The 18,784-nt window shown below is 49.2% G+C and carries 19 protein-coding genes; 7 read left to right on the top strand and 12 right to left on the bottom strand.

Going from position 1 to position 18,784, the window contains the following annotated elements:
• Nucleotides 1-12: 12 nt before the first annotated feature.
• The 4 genes from DIJ65_RS00915 (at nucleotide 13) to DIJ65_RS00900 (ending at nucleotide 1,787) form a co-directional block, all read left to right on the top strand.
• Nucleotides 13-267 (top strand): SHOCT domain-containing protein, encoded by a 255-nt coding sequence (locus DIJ65_RS00915; RefSeq protein WP_185959463.1) that lies wholly within the window; start codon nucleotides 13-15, stop codon nucleotides 265-267.
• Between the two features lie 114 nt (nucleotides 268-381).
• Entirely contained in the window at nucleotides 382-708 is a 327-nt protein-coding gene (locus DIJ65_RS00910) for a four-helix bundle copper-binding protein (protein ID WP_117302163.1), read from the top strand.
• 402 nt (nucleotides 709-1,110) lie between these two features.
• Entirely contained in the window at nucleotides 1,111-1,335 is a 225-nt protein-coding gene (locus DIJ65_RS00905) for an SHOCT domain-containing protein (protein ID WP_117302161.1), read from the top strand.
• 188 nt (nucleotides 1,336-1,523) lie between these two features.
• Nucleotides 1,524-1,787: an SHOCT domain-containing protein gene (locus tag DIJ65_RS00900; RefSeq protein ID WP_117302159.1), complete on the top strand. Its 264-nt coding sequence runs from the start codon at nucleotides 1,524-1,526 to the stop codon at nucleotides 1,785-1,787.
• Between the two features lie 139 nt (nucleotides 1,788-1,926).
• On the opposite strand, the gene DIJ65_RS00895 is transcribed toward DIJ65_RS00900, so the two are convergent.
• The gene (locus DIJ65_RS00895) at nucleotides 1,927-2,904 is read right to left on the bottom strand and encodes a F510_1955 family glycosylhydrolase (protein WP_117302157.1); all 978 of its coding nucleotides are present in this window, start codon (nucleotides 2,902-2,904) and stop codon (nucleotides 1,927-1,929) included.
• Between the two features lie 164 nt (nucleotides 2,905-3,068).
• Between DIJ65_RS00895 and DIJ65_RS00890 the strand changes: the two genes are divergently transcribed.
• Nucleotides 3,069-3,656 (top strand): YdhK family protein, encoded by a 588-nt coding sequence (locus tag DIJ65_RS00890; RefSeq protein ID WP_117302155.1) that lies wholly within the window; start codon nucleotides 3,069-3,071, stop codon nucleotides 3,654-3,656.
• Nucleotides 3,657-3,790: 134 nt separating this feature from the next.
• On the opposite strand, the gene DIJ65_RS00885 is transcribed toward DIJ65_RS00890, so the two are convergent.
• The 7 genes from DIJ65_RS00885 to betB all read right to left on the bottom strand — a co-directional run bounded on the left by DIJ65_RS00885 (nucleotide 3,791) and on the right by betB (nucleotide 12,876).
• Nucleotides 3,791-5,821: a TRAP transporter permease gene (locus DIJ65_RS00885; RefSeq protein ID WP_117302153.1), complete on the bottom strand. Its 2,031-nt coding sequence runs from the start codon at nucleotides 5,819-5,821 to the stop codon at nucleotides 3,791-3,793.
• Entirely contained in the window at nucleotides 5,818-6,243 is a 426-nt protein-coding gene (locus DIJ65_RS00880) for a DUF1850 domain-containing protein (RefSeq protein ID WP_230321395.1), read from the bottom strand. The genes DIJ65_RS00885 and DIJ65_RS00880 overlap by 4 nt, the downstream gene beginning before the upstream one ends.
• A 28-nt stretch (nucleotides 6,244-6,271) precedes the next feature.
• Entirely contained in the window at nucleotides 6,272-7,261 is a 990-nt protein-coding gene (locus DIJ65_RS00875; RefSeq protein WP_117302149.1) for a TAXI family TRAP transporter solute-binding subunit, read from the bottom strand.
• A gap of 311 nt (nucleotides 7,262-7,572) precedes the next feature.
• Complete coding sequence (locus tag DIJ65_RS00870; protein WP_117302230.1) at nucleotides 7,573-8,571, bottom strand: LLM class flavin-dependent oxidoreductase; 999 nt, start codon at nucleotides 8,569-8,571, stop codon at nucleotides 7,573-7,575.
• Nucleotides 8,572-8,780: 209 nt separating this feature from the next.
• Nucleotides 8,781-9,290 (bottom strand): YehS family protein, encoded by a 510-nt coding sequence (locus DIJ65_RS00865; RefSeq protein WP_117302147.1) that lies wholly within the window; start codon nucleotides 9,288-9,290, stop codon nucleotides 8,781-8,783.
• Nucleotides 9,291-9,511: 221 nt separating this feature from the next.
• The gene (gene betA, locus DIJ65_RS00860) at nucleotides 9,512-11,194 is read right to left on the bottom strand and encodes a choline dehydrogenase (protein ID WP_117302145.1); all 1,683 of its coding nucleotides are present in this window, start codon (nucleotides 11,192-11,194) and stop codon (nucleotides 9,512-9,514) included.
• 209 nt (nucleotides 11,195-11,403) lie between these two features.
• Entirely contained in the window at nucleotides 11,404-12,876 is a 1,473-nt protein-coding gene (gene betB, locus DIJ65_RS00855; RefSeq protein ID WP_117302143.1) for a betaine-aldehyde dehydrogenase, read from the bottom strand.
• Nucleotides 12,877-13,175: 299 nt separating this feature from the next.
• Between betB and cudC the strand changes: the two genes are divergently transcribed.
• Together cudC and DIJ65_RS00845 are read left to right on the top strand one after the other, a co-directional pair.
• Complete coding sequence (gene cudC, locus DIJ65_RS00850; protein ID WP_117302140.1) at nucleotides 13,176-13,727, top strand: choline uptake/conversion transcriptional regulator CudC; 552 nt, start codon at nucleotides 13,176-13,178, stop codon at nucleotides 13,725-13,727.
• 195 nt (nucleotides 13,728-13,922) lie between these two features.
• Entirely contained in the window at nucleotides 13,923-14,822 is a 900-nt protein-coding gene (locus DIJ65_RS00845) for a glycine betaine ABC transporter substrate-binding protein (RefSeq protein WP_117302138.1), read from the top strand.
• 100 nt (nucleotides 14,823-14,922) lie between these two features.
• Here DIJ65_RS00845 and DIJ65_RS00840 read toward each other — a convergent pair whose 3' ends face one another.
• The 4 genes from DIJ65_RS00840 to DIJ65_RS00825 all read right to left on the bottom strand — a co-directional run bounded on the left by DIJ65_RS00840 (nucleotide 14,923) and on the right by DIJ65_RS00825 (nucleotide 18,147).
• The gene (locus DIJ65_RS00840) at nucleotides 14,923-15,633 is read right to left on the bottom strand and encodes a class I SAM-dependent methyltransferase (RefSeq protein ID WP_117302136.1); all 711 of its coding nucleotides are present in this window, start codon (nucleotides 15,631-15,633) and stop codon (nucleotides 14,923-14,925) included.
• 181 nt (nucleotides 15,634-15,814) lie between these two features.
• A complete protein-coding gene (locus tag DIJ65_RS00835; RefSeq protein WP_117302134.1) occupies nucleotides 15,815-16,657 on the bottom strand; it encodes an ABC transporter permease in 843 nt (280 codons plus the stop codon).
• Complete coding sequence (locus tag DIJ65_RS00830) at nucleotides 16,654-17,664, bottom strand: ATP-binding cassette domain-containing protein (RefSeq protein WP_391527590.1); 1,011 nt, start codon at nucleotides 17,662-17,664, stop codon at nucleotides 16,654-16,656. Before DIJ65_RS00830 ends, DIJ65_RS00835 begins: the two co-directional genes overlap by 4 nt.
• Nucleotides 17,665-17,931: 267 nt before the next feature.
• Nucleotides 17,932-18,147, bottom strand: a complete 216-nt coding sequence (locus DIJ65_RS00825) for a hypothetical protein (RefSeq protein ID WP_071152204.1) — start codon at nucleotides 18,145-18,147, stop codon at nucleotides 17,932-17,934.
• Between the last annotated feature and the right edge of the window lie 637 nt (nucleotides 18,148-18,784).

The raw sequence follows: 18,784 nt of genomic DNA, 5'->3' as shown, positions 1-18,784 counted from the left end.
GAGAGTGAAAACATGAATGCCATTCTCATCGCTGGTATCCCGTTACCGCTCGGTCTTTTGATGGGACTCGGCGTGTTGCTCGTCGTTGTGCTGACCATTTACTGGTTTTTCATGGCCAAGAATAATCAGGGTTCCCAAAAAGTCGATGCCCTGCCGCCGAACAACGATGCACACAGACTGCAGGACCGATACGACCGGGGCGAAATCAGCGAAGAAGATTACCGCCGCCAACTGAAAGAGCTGGAACATCGGCCGGACCACCGGTAAATGCTTTTATTTCCGATGGAAATCAGAAAAATCAATCATTATGTGTTTAATCTTCAGTCTAACAGGAAAAACTGGAATTATGAGTCTAATAAATCTGAAACTGGAGGTTTTAATATGGTACATGAACAACACACAGAATTATTGAAGGTTTTGCACGATTGCATGGTTGAATGCAACCATTGTTACGATGCCTGCCTGAAGGAAGATGACATCCAAATGATGGCCGGTTGCATCCGGCTGGACCGTGAATGCGCAGATATGTGCGCGTTTCTCGAGCAGTCGATTACCCGCAATTCACCGTTTATCGGAAAATTGGCCCAGGTATGTGCACAAATGTGCGAAGCCTGCGGCAATGAATGCAAAAAACATGACCACGACCATTGCCAGCGCTGTGCGGAAGCTTGCTTCAAATGCGCAGAAGCCTGCAAACAAATCGCTTAATCTATATTTTCAGTCCACACCCCCTCCTGGACCAGGAGGGGTTTTTTTGCATTTTACTGGAATTGGCTCTGTCGGTACCTGGCAGACATTTTTTCAGCCTTCCCCTGTCTATTCCCACCGGACGCTTCCCCTGCATCACGGAATTACCGGAGGAATCTTCCTTTTTGATAGAATTTTGTTGGAAATTCACTTTTATTATAATAATCTGACTATTTAAGGGTATACTGTGTATAAAGAAACAGGCACAACCTCCCCCTTCACATGCCGGTGCATATTTGCTGTGGTGATCGGTTTTATTGAGTGCAGCAGGAGGATGGGCTACGTCCTGATTGGCGCCAGGTTCCCCGAGAGGGTACTGATTAAAGTTAGCTGAAGCAAAAAACCTTAAGGAGTGTGATTGAAATGGATATGTACACAACAGTTCTCGTCGTAGTGGTGGCAATTGCAGCCATTGCCGTCGCCATCTATGCTGCAAGAAAAGGGCGAAAAACCAAAGGGGTGGATTCGATGCCGCCGACAACAGAGGAAGCACGGCTGGAAGACCGCTTCGCCCGTGGGGAAATTTCCGAATCGGAATACCGCCGGAACTTAGAGGAACTGAAAGAGCGGCGACAGAAAAACACCTGAGAAAAGAGACCGGGCCACCTCCGCTCAAACCTCTGATATCGGAAAACGTTTAATGATGTGTTTTGTCTAAATAAATAGAATATTCAGTCTATTTTACTGTATACTGATAGGAATATATAAAAGCCGTTTTCAGGATATGTGATTTCAATGGCTGGAAAATCCGTAACAAAATATAGGAGGTGAATGCAATGTGGCATTATGGTTCAAACTGGGATGGGAATTCAGGGATGTGGTTGGGCATGACATTAGTAATTATTGTCTTTTTGCTTATTCTGGCACTCGCCATTTGGATGATTGTGAGCGGCAGCCGCAGAAACAACTCGGACAACAACCCGCCCCAATCGAAAAACAGGTCAGTCGAAACGCTCAGAGAACGCTATGCCCGGGGTGAAATCGGTACGGAAGAATTCCGGGAACGGATGCGGGAGCTCGAAGAGGATAGACGCGGTTAGCGCAGCCATATTTTCCAGAATGATTTTAGATAAAAAAATTCCCCTGCCGAAATTTTCCGGCAGGGGAATTTGTTCTTATTTATGCGTGTTTCTCAAAAAGAGGCAGCTGCCCAACCGGGTCGGGCCGATTGAATGACTGTTATTGGATCTGCCCCTCGTCAACAATTTCATCCCACGATGCTCCGCCATCTTCGGAAATATAGGTATCACCCTGCACTGTGTAAAATACAATTTCTTCATCGTTTTCCGGATCGACCGCAATGTAAATTGCTCCGTCTTCGTTCAGCTCCGGCAGTTGGAGCGGCTCAGCCTCTCCGTTTTCCAGGCTATAGGATTTCATCGCCGCCTCCACGCCATGCGTCGCGAAGTACAATTCATTTTCCGTGAAGTGTACCGCCGTTCCAAACTCGCCTTCGTCTGTCAGCCGCTCGAATGTCGCCCCGCCATCTTCTGACAGGAAAATCCCTTCAGCACTTGCCGCAGCCATCAGCTGTGAATCGTCCGGGTGAATCGCCAATGCCATCAGCTCGCCTTCAATGCCTTCCGGGTCAAGTTGCTTCCAACTTTCCCCTGCGTCTTCACTGAAGTAAAAGCCTGCTTCCATTTCCGAGTTTGCCTCAGGGTTCATGACGAACAAATCGTGGCTCCGGTAACCGGCCGCCATCAGGTGAAAGTCAGTCTCCCCGGCAAAGCCAAGCTCCTCAAGTGAACGGCCGCCATCGGTGCTGCGCTGGATACCGATCGGGTTCGGGAGCTCCGACTCCAGATCCGACATGTCCGGATGTCCGGAGGTGTAGAACCCTTCGTCCACTGCATTAAAGCCCATATAATCATGGAATTGGCCATCTGTCTCCAACCAATTGCCATCGCGGTAAACTTTCAGGCCTGTGTGGGAGGCGAAATACAATCCTTCCTCATTCCCGATATAGCCAATTCCGTGAACATGCATCAGCGATCCGTCAAACGGCACCAAAAAATCCTCTTGCGCAGAATTTTCACTGCCCGTTTCCTGCTCCGGCGGCGCTGTATTTTCCGTTGCTTCATTTTCTGAACCGTCACTGCACCCTGCGGCAATAAAACCTGCAGTCAGTGCAACGGCGAAAAGTTTCAATTTCATGTATAATCCCTGCCTTTCATTTGTCTAACCTGGTCCCTGCTTTTCATTATACCGAAAACCTGTGCATTTTTTATCCATGAGGCTTGTCGAAAAGATGGCACTCTGTACACAACTGCCACATTCCCTGTATGATAATTAAAACCAACAGGAAAAGAGGAACTCAGATGACCAAAAATAAATTGATGACTGCTGCTGTTTCACTGACTTTGGCATTCGCTTTGGCCGGCTGCGGCAACGAAGATGTGACCGTTGACCCGGACACAATGGATAAGCCGGTTGAAACAAGTGAAAGCGGCAGTGATGCCGGAGACCACGATGGCATGGATCATTCCGGTTCCGGCGATGTTCCGGAAGGGCTGATGGAAGCTGAATCCCCGACCTATGAGCCGGGCAGCACCGTAATCATCAATGCCGACCATATGGATGGCATGCAAGGAGCGGAAGCAACCATCATCGGTGCCTACGATACAACAGTCTATGCTGTCAGTTATACCCGGGTCGGTGGCGGAGATCCGGTCGAAAACCATAAATGGGTCATCCACGAAGAGTTGAAAGACGCGGGCACTGATCCATTGCAGCCCGGCGATACAGTAATGTTGAACACTGACCATATGTCAGGCATGCAGGATGCTGAAGCGGAAATCGTCTCAGCCGAAGACACCACCGTCTATATGGTCGATTACGACAGCCTGGACGGCGAAAATATCACAAATCACAAATGGGTGACGGAAGACGAATTGTCATTCCCATAATCCAACCTTTTCCCGCGGCAATTGGTGCCGCGGGTTTTTCGTTTCAGTAGACCTTTTTCCCGGTAATTTCCCGGGAAATAAATAACAGGAGGCAGGCCCCGAAAGGCTTGCCCCCTGTTATTTTTTGGTCAGATTCAACCAGATAAAACTGCAGCATAATTCTCTCTTTTGTTCTTCAAATAATTCATGGCGAAGATGCCAAGCACAACTATCATCCCGATAACATCGGTGAAGTTTTCAGGGAATATCAGTAGCAACGCACCTGCGCCAAGCAGAATTGAAGTGACGACGTTCATCCGGGTTTTGAAATACCCTTCCACCGCCGCGCTCAAAGCGATGATGCCGATGATTGCAGTAATGGTGATCAGCAGCACTTCCAGTACCGGCGGGAACTCAAACTCCCTGGCATTTGTTGCAATTCCTTCAGTTTCAATGAGCAGCATCGCCGGATTGTAAACAAAGAGATACGGGATGATGAATCCGGCAATCGACAGTTTCAATGCGTTGAAGCCTGTCCTCATCGGGTCTCCCCCCGAAATCCCCGCCCCGGCGAATGCGGCGAGCGCAACCGGAGGTGTGATGTTGGCAAAAATACCAAAATAGAATACGAATAGATGCGCAACCAATACCGGAATGCCGAATTCAGCAAGCGCCGGCGCCGTCATGGTTGCAGTGATGATGTAGGCAGGGATAGATGGCAAGCCCATGCCAAGAACGATGGATGCAATCATTGTCAGGAACAGCGTCCAGAACAATGATCCTGCGCCAAACGCAGTGATGGCTGAAGTCATGACTGTACCGAAGCTCGTCAGGCTGACAACTCCGATGATGATGCCGACGACCGCACAGGCAATCATAACGGATAAAGACTGGCGTGCACCGTTTTCAAGTGCCTCCAAAATATCTTTAAAGCCCATGCGCGTCGATTTGCGGATGGCCGCGACAACAACGGTCAGAACGATTGTATAAAAGGCAGCCTGCGCAATCGGCAAGCCGGTGTAAAGCATGAACACCAGTCCGACGATTGGAAGCAGAAGGTGGCCTTTTTCCATCAACACTTTCTTTGTTTCCGGAAGGTCTGCTTTCGGAATCCCTTTCAGATTGCGCTTGCCGGCACGGAAATGCACCTGCATGATAACGCCCAGGAAGTAAAGGATGGCCGGTATCATCGCCGCGAGCGCAATGGTGCCATACGCGATGCCTGTGGTTTCGGCCATGATGAAAGCGGATGCCCCCATGATCGGCGGCAAAATCTGGCCGCCCACCGAGGCACTCGCTTCGACCGCGCCGGCAAAGTTTTTATTGTATCCGATTTTTTTCATCAGCGGAATTGTGAATGCGCCGGTTCCCACTACGTTTGCAATGGCCGAACCGTTGATGCTTCCCATGAATCCGCTGGAAATGACCGCCACTTTGGCAGGCCCGCCCTGCTTGCTGCCGGCAAGAGCCATTGCCAGATCATTGAATAATTGGCCCATGCCTGATTTGGCCAGGAATGCGCCGAACAGGATGAACAGGAAGATGAATTGCAAAGAAGCAGATATGGCCGTCGAATAAAGGCCTTCCGTCTTCAAGTACAATTGACCAAAAATATCACCAAGGTCAAATTGGCGGGTCATTAACATGTCTGGCACCCATAGGTTATAACTGAAGAACGGATAGGCCAGGAAGATCAATGCCAGAATCGGCAGAATCCAGCCGGTGATGCGGCGCGCCCCTTCCAGCACAAGCAATACCGTCAAGACCGCCATAATGATATCCATATTATTCGGAATGCCGCCGCGAGTTGTCATAATCGCGTTGTATTCATAAATGATATAGCCTGCAGTCGATAAACTGAGAACAAAAAGAATCCAGTCATAGAATGGAATTTTCGTGCGATCCTGTTTCTTGAAAGTCGGATAAACCAGGAATATCAGGCCCATCCCGACTGCTACGTGAATCGACCTTGCCTGGAGGGCAGGAAGCGGGTTGAATGTAACATATAAGTGGAACAGGGAATACGCAATGGCAATCGCTGCAACGAGGAATACCAGCTTGCGGTTCTTGAATTTTCGGACCTTCGCATCGGCGTCGTATTTTTCCAGAAGTTCCTGGTTCAGGTTCTTGTCTTCGTCATACGCCGAAACACTTTCAATGTTCAGGTCTCTGTTGTCTTTGTTCATAACTTCTTCCCTCCAATATACTGCCAAATAGGAATCCGCTGAATGGAGATGGAGACGAACTCGTAATCGTCAGTCAGCTCATACAGCGGAATCGTTTTGTTTTCAGTCATTATCGTTGTCTGTGCATTTTCTGAGACAGTCAGGTTCATTTCCGGCAGATGACGGTTGATGCGCATATGTACAAAGCCATCTTCTGCGGAAATGATTTCTCCGTCTGACGGTACGCCCGCACCGAAAGTCTTGAAGACCGTTTCGGTAAGGAGCAGCCGGTCTCCGTCCCGTTCATACATTTCGAGCCATTCCTCTTTTTCGACGGAGTGAATCCACTTCAAAGTGAATTCGTCTTCTGTCAGAAAATATTGTTCTTCGCCGAAATCAAAGTGGATCACGGGCAGCCTGAACAGCAGGAAAAAAAGGAGCACCGTCAAGCATGCTCCCCCCAATAAAACCTTATTGTTCACTGTAATAACGTTCGGCTCCAGGGTGAAGCGGCGCTACAAGCCCTTCCTGAGCGGCTTCAAGTGAAATATCTGAAGCTGCCTGGTGGGAATTCTCCAAAGTATCGAGATTTTCAAAGAAAGTTTTTGTCAGCTTGTAAACGTCATCTTCGCTCATGTCCGATTTGACAACCAAAGCGTTCATGATTGCTGCTGTCGGAATTGCCTCTTCGTTGCCATAAGTGTCCGCTGGAATTTCCATAGCTATGAAATAGGATTTATCTTCGGCAATGTTTTCAACATCTGTCGGGTCAATGGAAACCATGCGGATATCAAGTGATTGGGAAAGTTCCAAAAGAGATGCGTTCGGCAATCCGCTTGTCAGGAAAGCGGCATCGATTTGACCGGCGCGCAGGCCGTCTGCAGCTTCCGCGTAACCAAGATAATCCACTTCGATGTCGTCATATGTGATGCCGTGTCCTTCGAGCAGGGTGCGTGCATTCACTTCGACACCTGAGTTCTGATCGCCTACTGCGATGCGCTTGCCGCGCAGGTCTTCAAATGTTTCTATTCCTGAATCTGCAGTTGTTACAATCTGAACATAGTTCGGGTAAAGAGCCGCAATTTGGCTGATTTTATCCGTCGGCTCATCAAAGCCTTCTGTTCCTTCAACCGCCTGGCTGACTACATCACTCATCGTGAATGCCATTTCGATTTTGTCTTCCTTGATCAGGTTGACGTTTTCAACCGAAGCACCGGTTGTCTGCGTACGGGAGTTGACGTCGTATGTATTGCTGTAAGTATCTGCAAGAGTTGTGCCAATAATGTTATAAGGGCCTGATGCTCCGCCTGTCGCAATCGTGACGATATTCGATTCAAGGCCTTCAGTTTCTCCGCCTTCACCAGAACCGCCGTCAGATGTTTCTTCTTCTCCACCGCAAGCTGCCAATACCAATGCTGCAGCTGCCGACATCATGAAAACGCTTAACTTTTTCTTCGCCATGTTGTTTCCCCCTAGGGTATTTTTTCTAATTATAGCGTATACATGTGAAAAGCGAAAGGCATTTAACGGTATTTTCTTGTTATTCTGTTTTTACTGAATAATTCCACCTCCTAGTATTAGTGCTTTATATGGAGATTGTTTAGATTAGAATAGGGATTACAGAAAAAACGTCTCCGATTTCACAAGAAATATTGGTATTCCAGTATAATAAATTCCCACTATTTTCTTTTTCTACAGGAATGTTCCATGGGCAGGACACAAAAAAAGCCCCGGGAGCGAAGAAGCGCTCTTCCGGGACTTTCCTTACAGCTTTACAATCCGAATGCTTCCGCCAGCAAGCGGATCCCTTTCATCCGGCTTTCCGCACCGGCGACATTCGGGATGACCAGAACCTCATCGGCCTGATAGGCTTCTGCAAGCTCTTCAATCTGCCGTTTTACCTGTTCGGCCGTACCGATCAGCATGCGCTTCCGGTTGCGCTCGACCCTTTCCCGCTCACTTGCGCTGAAGCCGCGCTTCCGGGCTGTTTCAACTGACGGGTAATAAGGCGGCGGTGTATCCGACTCGACGAACAGCAGCCACAGGTCGAATGCCTGAGCCAGCTCCTCCGCCCTTTCTTCCGTGTCTGCAACCACTGCAAAAACACAAAGCATCGTTGTCGGCTGGGCCAGCAACCGGGATGGCTGAAATTTATCCTTATAAGCTTCGATCAGTTTTGCGCTCGATTTCAATGGTTTCGCGAAATGCGCATAGGCATAAGCTGCACCCGCTTCCGCTGCCACTTTCACACTGCCTTCCCCTGTGCCGAGCACCCACATTTCCGGCGCCGTGCCGCTCACCGGGGTGGCACGCAATTGCTGGAAACGGTGAGTCGATTCCGTATCATCTGTAAAATATTTTTGGATATCGGTGATCTGCTGCTCATAGGAAACCGCAATCCCTTTCGACTCGTTCAATGCTTTGTTGACCAAACGGTAGCTGCGCGAACGGCCGATGCCCAGATCGATGCGACCGGGATGCAGTGCTTCCAGCAGCCGGAAATTCTCCGCTACTTTATAGGCACTGTAATGCGGCAGCATGACGCCGCCAGAACCGATGCGAATCTTTTTTGTCGCGCCGGCGAGGTGCATCATCAGCATTTCCGGTGAACTGCCGGCTACCGAAAATACCTGGTGATGCTCCGCCACCCAAAATCGTTTATAGCCGAGCTGCTCCGCCAATTGCGCGAGCTCTGTTGTCTGCTGGAGCGCTTCACCTGCCGTCGCCCCTTCGTCAATCGGCGAATAATCCAGAATGCTTAATGAAATCATGTCAGTCCCGCCTTTTTTGCCAAGTTGTTTCCAGTTTAGCACGCCGCTGCATCCGGACAGGAATGGTTTGTTTTGGTCAGATTTCTCTCCTTTTCTAATGCACAAAATCAATCCGCTCACTTGTGATCCCTCTTGGACGGTATTTCAGGCGTTTTAACGCCCTTATTCCCCATAACAAAAACCGCACCAAAAGATGCGGCCGGTTCAACTTATTTTCTGTACTTGATGGCGAGACCCTTCAGGAAATTGCGGGCATAGCGGTCGCCGCACAGGCTGTAATTTTTATGGCCCTGCTTGCGCAGCAGGCCACTCAGCTCACTCTTCGAAACGTTCACTCCGGCAAGCTGCAGGATTTCGAGCATATCCTCGCTCGTCAATTGGAGCGCAATCTTCACTTTCTTCAGCAACAGGTTCTTCGACGGTTCATTCGTCAGCGGCGGCGTGCCTGTCTCGCCTTCCTTGCGTCCGCGCTTATGGATGATGAAGCCGTTCAGGAACGACTCCAGCATCGCATTGTCCACCGGCATATAATCGTCGTTGGCAGTGGCTGTGAAGATGCTGTCGTCTTCGTCTTCATCGCGTTCCGGCGTCTTTGTCAGCACCTTCTGCACATCTTCCTTCGTCAGCTGAATGCCGCCCAGCTTAAAGATCTCCACCATATCGTTGTTCTTAATATCCAGCGCATAGCGCAGCCGGATCAATATATCATTGTTATCCAAATGAAAACCTCCTGTATCCAAACCATATTCATCTTCCTATATGATAGCACAGGTGGCCGGCGGACCGCTTTCAAAAGGACATCGCGGAACGCCAACCCGCGCAAAATCAGCCGCCCCCTCTGCAGAAATCTCTCTTACATACTATATAAGAAGGCTTCCGTCACAACTGCACGCTTTATTGCGCGCACACCTTGTGAAAGAAGCCTTCTTAATTGAACGGATTATTTGCTTATTGTTCCTGCATCAGCCGGATGCACGCCATGGCGATAGAAATCGGCATGGACAGGTGCCAACGGAGCCCGTTCCAGGATGAGGTCAGCCGCTTTTTCGGCGAGCATCAGCACAGGTGCATGGATATTGCCGTTCGTAACGTAAGGCATCGCGGAAGCATCGGCCACACGGACATTGTCCAGTCCGTGGACTTTCATCGTCAGCGGATCCACGACAGCCATCGGATCCGATGCGGGTCCCATTTTCGCCGTGCAGGACGGATGAAGTGCCGTCTCGGCATCATTCGCTACCCATTCCAGGATTTCTTCGTCTGTGCTTACAGCAGCACCAGGCGAGATTTCTCCGGAATTATAAGCGGACATCGCGGGTTGTGACATGATTTTCCGGGAAACGCGGATCGCTTCAACCCATTCGCGACGGTCCTGTTCTGTGGAAAGGTAGTTATAAACCATGCTTGGATACACTTTTGGATCTTTTGAAGTGATTTTCAATGACCCGCGGGCGTCCGAATACATCGGCCCGACATGGACCTGGAATCCGTGTTTCGTTTCCGCTTTTTGTCCATCGTAGCGGACAGCTACCGGCAGAAAGTGGAACATCAAATTCGGGTACTTCACGTCTTCGTTCGAACGGACGAAACCTCCGCCTTCAAAATGGTTGGTCGCTGCCGGTCCGGTGCGTGACATCAGCCACTGCAGCCCGATCCAGGGCATGCGTGCTTTGCTTAAGCTGGGTTGTTGGGAAACAGGCAGCGGACAAGAATGCTGAATGTAAACTTCCAGGTGGTCCTGCAGGTTTTCTCCCACACCCGGAAGGTCCACTACCGGTTCAATGCCGAGTGAGCGAAGGTGTTTGGCATCTCCCACGCCTGACAATTGAAGAAGCTGCGGTGTATTGATGGCACCGCCTGAAAGTATGACTTCGCCTGCGTTGACCTGATGCATCTTCCCGTTTTGGCTGTACGTCACCCCTTTGGCGCGCGTTCCTTCAAAGTCGATGCTGGCCACGAAAGCACGTGTCTTCACTGTCAGGTTTTGGCGCGTCATAGCCGGATGCAGGTATGCACGGGAAGCTGACAGGCGTCTGCCTTTGTAGACATGCTTATCAAATGGGCCGAATCCTTCCTGGCGAAAACCGTTAACGTCAGGAGTCCGTGAGTACCCCGCCTCTACACCCGAATTAAAGAATGCTTGAAACAAAGGGTTTGTGGCTGGTCCGCGTTCCAATTTGATTGGCCCGTCATGGCCGCGCAAATCGTCATCCGGCGAGGCCAGTGCCGTTTCCAAACGCTTGAAATATGGAAGGCAATGTGCGAAATTCCACGTCTCCATTCCCGTATCCGCTCCCCACCGCTCATAATCCAATGGATTTCCGCGTTGGTAAATCATGCCGTTGATCGAACTCGATCCTCCGAGCACCTTGCCCCGCGCGTGCTTGATGCGGCGCCCATTCATATGTGGCTCAGGATCCGATTCGTATTTCCAGTCATAAAGTTTGTTGCCCGCAGGAAATGGCAGGGCTGCCGGCATTTGTATCAACAAGTCCCACGAATAATCACTGCGCCCCGCTTCCAGCACCAGCACCTTTTTGCTGCCTTCTTCACTTAAACGATCGCCGAGTACTGAACCCGCGCTGCCGCCTCCAACCACTATAAAATCATATGTTTCATTCATCTTTTGTTCCTCCTCAACTATATAAAACCGGAAGGGAGTGATTCGGCCGGCATGAAAGCCCGGCTGAAATCCCTTCCTTCATTTGTCCATCAAATTCAGTTGCGTGTTTGTGTTTCGTTCATGACTTTTTTCTTCAACAGCTCCTACAGGATCCTGCGGGAAATTTTGAAGTTTCCGGCTGCCTGAAAGACTATATGCCGCTCGCCGGCTTAGAACCAGTTGATCGATTCGGGTTTGAGATTTTGGAATATGTGCTTCGTCTCGGTATATTCCTCCATGCCCAGTTTGCCCAATTCGCGTCCGATACCGGATTGCTTGAATCCACCCCATGGTGCATGCGGGAAATACAGATTAAAATCATTGATCCAAACAGTGCCCATGCGCATTCTTGCGGCACAGCGTTCCGCTTTTGCAACGTCGTTCGTCCAAACGCCGCCGGCAAGTCCGTAGATGGAGTCATTCGCCAGCTTCACCGCTTCTTTTTCTGAACGGAACTTCTCCACTGTGATAATCGGACCGAAAGCTTCTTCCTGGACAATTTTCATCTCTGTCGTACAGTCCGTAAATATAGTAGGCAAGTAGAAAAAGCCCCTTTGCAATTCCGGATCTTCCGGGCGGCCACCGCCAACAGCTACTGTCGCCCCTTCTGTTATGCCTGTTTTCACATATTGCTCCACTTTCGCGAGGTGTTCAGCTGAAATCAGCGGCCCCATTTGCGTGCTTTCCTCAAATCCGCTTCCCAGCTTGAATTTCTTCACCCGTTCCACCAGCGCGGCAACGAACTCATCGTGAATGCTTTCTTCCACAATCAGCCGTGTCCCTGCCGAACAGATTTGTCCGGCGTGGAAAAATACGCCGTTTAATGCCTGGTCGAGGGCTACTTCAAAATCCGCATCCGCAAAGATGATATTCGGGTTTTTGCCGCCAAGCTCCAGGGCGATGTTTTTCATATTGACGCTCGCCGCCTGCATAATTTTCTTGCCGGTAGCAAGGCCGCCGGTAAAGGAAATCAGGTCTACGTCCAGGTTGCCGGACAACTCAGCGCCAATTGTATCTCCTGCACCGAGAACCAGGTTGGCCACTCCAGCCGGCACTCCCGCCTCTTCCATCAGTTCGAATACTTTAATAGTAGTAAGGGGTGTAATTTCACTCGGTTTCATGACCAATGTATTGCCAGTCACCAGCGCTGGCGCCAGTTTCCACGACGCCTGCAGCAAAGGATAATTCCACGGCGTAATTTGTCCGCAGACACCCACCGGTTCATGAACGACTTTGCTGATGGAGTTTGGTACCGGAGAAGCGATCAGCTCCCCGCCATCTTTATCCGCAAGTTCTGCGTAATAGCGAAACACACCAGCGATGTCATCCATGTCACCTTTGCTTTCTTCTACTGTTTTGCCGGTATCCAGCGATTCCAGATGAGCAAGCTCTTCCTTGTCCCGCTCAATCAATTCAGCAATTTTCCTGACGATCAGCGCCCGTTCGGCTGCCGGGGCAAAAGCCCAGTCACCATTGTCAAATGCTTCGCGGGCGGCAGCAATTGCCGCTTGCGCGTCCTGTTCATTACCATCGGGAACCGTTGCAATGACTTCCTGGTTAAAGGGATTGATAATGTCCCGTGTATTGCCCGATTTTGCTCCGATCCATTCACCGTTAATGTATTGTTGCATTTTTATATTCAAATCAATCAACTCCAATTTCGTTATAAATTAAGTTTGTTAAGAATTTATTTAATACTTAAAAACCATAACATGCCTTGTGGAAGCTGTCAAAGTTACCTGGCAGACCGTTATTCTGCCGCCAGCCGAATTAAAATTAATATTGGCTGTAACCATAGAGGCAATAAGGTTGCTGGCCTGATCGGCTCTCAATATCAGGGATTTCCATTTGACATATCAGCTGAACACGTTAACATAAAGTTTGTTAAGAAAATTTAATGAATACTTAATACGGTTTACTTTAGTCATAAAGGAGCAAGAATATGAGCGAGTCCACTGAACGATCAAGAAACAAAATAGAAGAAGCCAAGGACAAAGTCATTGGCGCCATTGCCGAAACAATGGATTTGTACGGGGTAACGCCTGCTGCCGCAAATTTGTATGCGACCATGTACTTTAAAGATCAGATGACCCTTGACGAAATGCGCACGGAGCTTGAAATGAGCAAACCGAGCATGAGCACAAGCGTCCGCAAGCTCCAGGAAATAAAAATGGTAAAGAAAACATTTACCCGCGGATCCCGGAAACATACCTATATAGCTGAAAAGAATTTCTTCCGCTCCTTTATGGGATTCTATTGTGAAATGTGGGAACGGGAAGTCAAAATGAACATGGAAGCTATCGAGGAATCACAGGAAGAGTTCATCGATATCATAAAAGACCCTGCCAGCACAGCGGACGTTGTGGCGGAAGCAAAGCAATTCTATGACCAACTGGAGGACTCCAAAGCCTATTACCACTGGTTGGATGATTTAGTTGAAAGCATAAGAAGCGGCAGGATATTCGAATTCCTGCCAAAAGATCAACCCGATTAAGCGCGACGAAGAACGGGCAGCCTGCGGCGAAATCACCGCAGACTGCCCCATTATTATTGCTGTTATGCTCTTTTGAAAAAAAGGGCCAACTTCGTTCGGTTTTATCGTTAAATAAAATTTTAATACATTTAATAAAATTAATTTTTTAAATGTATTTTAATTAATATACACACTTACAAAGGGGAGTTTTTCAACATGAATAAGCAGAACAAAGTAGCAGGTTTTATTTTGATGATCCTTATCATCGCAGTATTGGCAGCATGCGGAAACGCCGAAGGAGAATCAGCCGGAGACACATCTGAAAAAGCGTCTGAGGAAAATAACAAGGAATTGGCGATTGGCCAAATCAACTGGGCAGAAAATATTGCCGTAACCAATATGTGGAAAGTAATTTTAGAAGATAAAGGATATAACGTGGAATTGAACGTTTTGAACATGGGCACTACCATGAAAGCTTTGGAGACTGGAGACATCGATGCCAGCCTGGAAGTATGGTTGCCGGTGCAGGACGCCAATTATCTGGAAAAATACCAGGATACAGTGAATTTCTCAGAAGCTACCTGGTTTGACAATGCAAAAGTTGGTCTTGTTGTTCCAACGTACGTCGAAGAAGTGAACAGCGTGGAAGACTTGAATGAACACAAAGAACTTTTCGACGGCAAAATTGTCGGCTTTGATCCCGGTGCCGGAACCATGGAAGTAACGGAACAATTAATGGTGGACTATGACCTTGATTTTGAACTGCTGCAAAGCTCTGAAGCCGCGATGCTGGCGGAAATCAAAAGAGCCGTAGAAAACGAAGAACCAATTGTCGCACCACTTTGGAGTCCACACTGGGTATTTTCCCAATTTGACTTAAAATTCCTGGAAGATCCGCAGAACACATTTGGCGGTGTGGAAAAAATCCACCATGCTACCCGTCTGGAATTTGAAGAAGATTATCCGGAAGTAAGCGAATGGCTGAAAAACTGGAAGATGGATGACAAACAGATCGGCGAACTTATCGACTATGTTGAAAGTGCCGATGCGCCTCTTGAAGGAGCCGAGAAATGGGTCGGTGAGAACGAAGACCTGATTGGTGAATGGGTAAAATAAACGCAGGAATTATGAAGCAAAAAAGCCGGTCTCCTCATTGGGAGACCGGCTTTTTTTGCTGTTGTTCGCAGACAGATTCTGACACAGCGTCGTGCCATTTTCACTTTTTGCGTGCAGCTTCAACGATCAGGAAATTCGGCTCTTTCATCAACCGCTCGAAGCGCTCTGGGTCCCGCTCCTTGAAAGCGCCCGTCGGCAACGGTTCAATGACTTGACGGAGCTCAAAATGCTCCAGCGTGCCGTTCAGTATTTCGTTCAATGGCCTGCGGTAGAACGGCACCGTATACGTCTTGCCGTCTTTTACCCATTTGTCGACAATCAGCTCTGTCGACAAATACACGGGATCTTCCAGAAGCCGGATATCCGTCAGCGGATGATGCACCGAAAACAGGATCAAGCCGCCCGGTTTCAGGACACGCCGGAATTCAGTGAAAGTATCTTGCCAATCCTTGAGGTAATGCAATGTCAGCGAACTGACGATCACATCGAATGTCTCGTCTCCAAAAGGCATAGGCGCTTCCAGATCCAAACACAGCACCTTCGCGCTGTCGCCCACCCGTCTGATCGCGGCGTTCACCATCTCCGGACTCATATCGACCGCTACCACTTCCGCGCCGCGGTGCAGCAGCTGTTCGGTATACCAGCCGGCTGCGCAGCCGGCATCAAGAACTTTCCTGCCCGTTAAATCCGCCGGCAGCCGCGCCAGCATGGCCGGTCGCTCGTATTCAGCGTTGTATAAATTATTGCTGTCGATTGAATGCTCATAGGCATTCGCCATTCCATTGAATGTATCCCGCACTTGATCTTTCATCTGGACCCTCCTGTTGAGTTGGTTTCTTCCATTATTATACATGGTATGCTGGCTGGTATTGGAAGTAAAATCACTTTCAGCGAAAAAAGTGCTGAAGCCTTTACCCGGTCTCAGCACCCATTGGAATGGTATCAGCCCCGTTTACGCAGGGCAGCTCCATTCGCCGTATTTTCTGATCCACTCACTTCTTATTGCGATACAAATAGATGGTGATGGGCGCAAATATGGCGGTCATCACCACGGAAACGACGAGCACCAGCATCACCTGCTGCACCGTGGCAGTTCCGTGCATGGCCCCGCGGACGGCCGTCGCAAGGATGGAGATCGGATTGATCTCCACAAAGCTTTGCAGCCAGTTCGGCAGCGTCCGGGGATCGACAAATACATTGCTGACAAATGTCAGCGGAAACAGCACCATAAAACTGACCATCATCAGCGATTTTTCCGAACGCATAATCAGGCCCAGGATCGTCCAGATCCAGGACAGGCTGAACGCGAACACCAATATTAAAGCGACTGCCCCCAGAACCCCGAGCCAACCGCCTTCCGGCCGGAAGCCCAGCGCAAATCCAAGACTGATCATGATTGCCGCTGCCATTGAGTAGCGGACAATATCGACCAGCAGCGAACCGACCAATGCGGAAGGCAGCCAGATCGGCAGTGTGCGGAAGCGGTCAAAGATGCCTTTGCGAATATCGTTGTTCAAATCAATGCCGGTGTACATCGTGATTTGAGATACCGTCATCACCAGGATTCCGGGCAGCAGAAATTGGAGGTATTCCTCCGTGGACCCTGCGATTGCGCCACCGAATAAATAAGTGAACATCAACAGGAAAATGACGGGAAATACCGTGACATCGAACATTTGCTCCGGAACATGCTTAATCCGCAGAAGTGCTCTGGTTGCGAAAGTAAGCGTGGAGGAAATGCCGCTTGGCGGTTTTGGCCGCTTGCTCGAAGCAATGGATTCGGCCAGCCGCAATTCGTTTTCCCCTTTTTCCCGTTGCTCAACAAATTCAGTCATGATGCCCCCTCCTCGGGTTGCGGCTCGTCTTCCGTGGCCGCGTGTCCGGTCAATGTCAGGAATACTTCATCAAGGCTGGGCCGCCCGAACGAAAAATCACTGACGGCAATCTTCTGCCGCGCCAACTCAGCCAATGCATCTGCGACCCGAAATGAATCATTTATCTGCGCAGTCAACGATGCTGCGTCGGAGCTGCTGTGTACGGCTACCGCAAGTTTGTCTTCCATAATCCGCATGGCCTGTGGCCGGTCGGCGGCATCTGCCAGCTGGATATTCAAGGTGCCAGTGCTGACCGATGCCTTCAATTCACTGCTGGTGCCTTCTGCGATGATTTTCCCTTTGTTGATGACGGCAATACGGTCTGCCAGCTGATCAGCCTCTTCCAAATATTGCGTGGTCAGCATAACCGTTGTACCACCGCTGACGAGCGCACGGATAATATCCCACACCTGGTTGCGGCTTCTCGGATCGAGTCCGGCCGGCGGTTCATCCAGAAATAATAAATCCGGCGTCACGACGAGGCTTGCGGCAATATCAATGCGCCGCCGCATACCGCCGGAATAGTTTTTGACCTGTCTTTTTGCGGCTTCTTCCAATCCGAAAGCATGCAGTAATTCCCCTGCCCGCACTTTTGCTTCGCTCCGTCGATAGCCCATCAATTTGGCCATCATGACGAGATTTTCCATGCCGGTCAAATCTTCATCGAGGGAAGCGTATTGGCCGGTCAGGGAAATGCGGCTTCGAATTTCATCGCCTTCCGTGCCCAAATCGTGGCCGAAAATGCTGGCTGACCCGCCGTCCGGCTTCAGCAAGGTGGCCAGCACCCGGATGACCGTTGTTTTTCCGGCTCCATTCGGTCCCAAAAACCCGTATACCGTTCCTTTCCGAACAGCCAAATCCACACCATCCACTGCCCGGTGTTTGCCGAAAACTTTCACAAGCGCTGTTGCTTCAATTGCCCATTCATCCGTTTTTGGCTGGTAACTTGCACCTTTCACTCTTCTCACCCTTTCCTATGTACAGGAGGAACATTGTGCGGAGTAAGCGTTGTGCAACAGTGATTTCCATTTCCCACGGCATTTTCGTCGACAAAAAGGAATGTGTGTTCTTATTCCGTTCTACACCCGGCCGTCACTCGTATAAATTTTTACTGATTATTCAATCTTTTTGTTCATTATACCCCTTCCTGCTCAAGTTATCTGTCAGCAGCCATTGCCTCTTCCCAATAAAAAACACCGATTCCCTGGCACGGAAATCAGTGTTTTCTTTCATTATTAGGCGCCACGCGGCTCTTTTGGCGGCTGGCAGACATCACATTTGCGCTGGTCGTTCTTGTTGAACTTCGTAAAAGTCTTTTCAAACTTATTGCCGCATGCACATTGGAACAGCAGCTTTTGGGAAAAACCATGATATTCCTTCGACAGCAATTTGCTGTCCGAATTCTTTTCACTGAACTCCCTGATTTTTTCTATCGTCCATCGCTTGTTCATTCAAATACACCTCTATATTTTATTGGTAGGCAGTAATCCATTCGATTATGAGCATAAGTCGTAATGATCCTAAGTTCCTTATTATAGCACGAAATGGCAGCTTTAAGAAAAATATTCGACCGTGAAAGCGTCCATGCGCCACTTATGCCCTTCGCATCACACAATCGACCGCTGTTACTGACCTGCACTCCACCCGCAACAAAGTGCTGTCACTGCAGCCTCTCCTTAGTTTTTATTTACTTCCCTTTTGTATCGTGTCATACTATTCTAAAATCCATCAGTAAAGGCGGGCATCCAGTGGTATCTCCCAATTGGTTTCTTACAGATCGAACTCGGTTCAGCGTCATTGATTATAATGAAAAAAAGTATATGATCTGCTTTTCCAACACAGTAAAGCGCGAAATCATCTTTGTAGAGGAAGTTGAAACCGGCAAACGCGTTTTGCCATTGCCACATGAGAAGAATATGCTCAATGAAAAAGTGATCGAAAACCTTATCATAAAAATTCAGGGAAGCTGAATAATCTTCTTCCCGTTGGTCAACCTGAAAAAAGCGCACTCCCCGGTAACAATGGGGATTGCGCTTTTTCCTTTAGATTTCACCGCTCATGGCGGGTGATATTTTGCGTGTTCACAGG

The sequence above is a fragment of the Planococcus salinarum genome (assembly GCF_007004625.1).
Taxonomy (GTDB): domain Bacteria; phylum Bacillota; class Bacilli; order Bacillales_A; family Planococcaceae; genus Planococcus; species Planococcus salinarum.
Note: the sequence above shows the minus strand (reverse complement) of the source record. Positions and strands in the feature narration are given on the sequence as shown.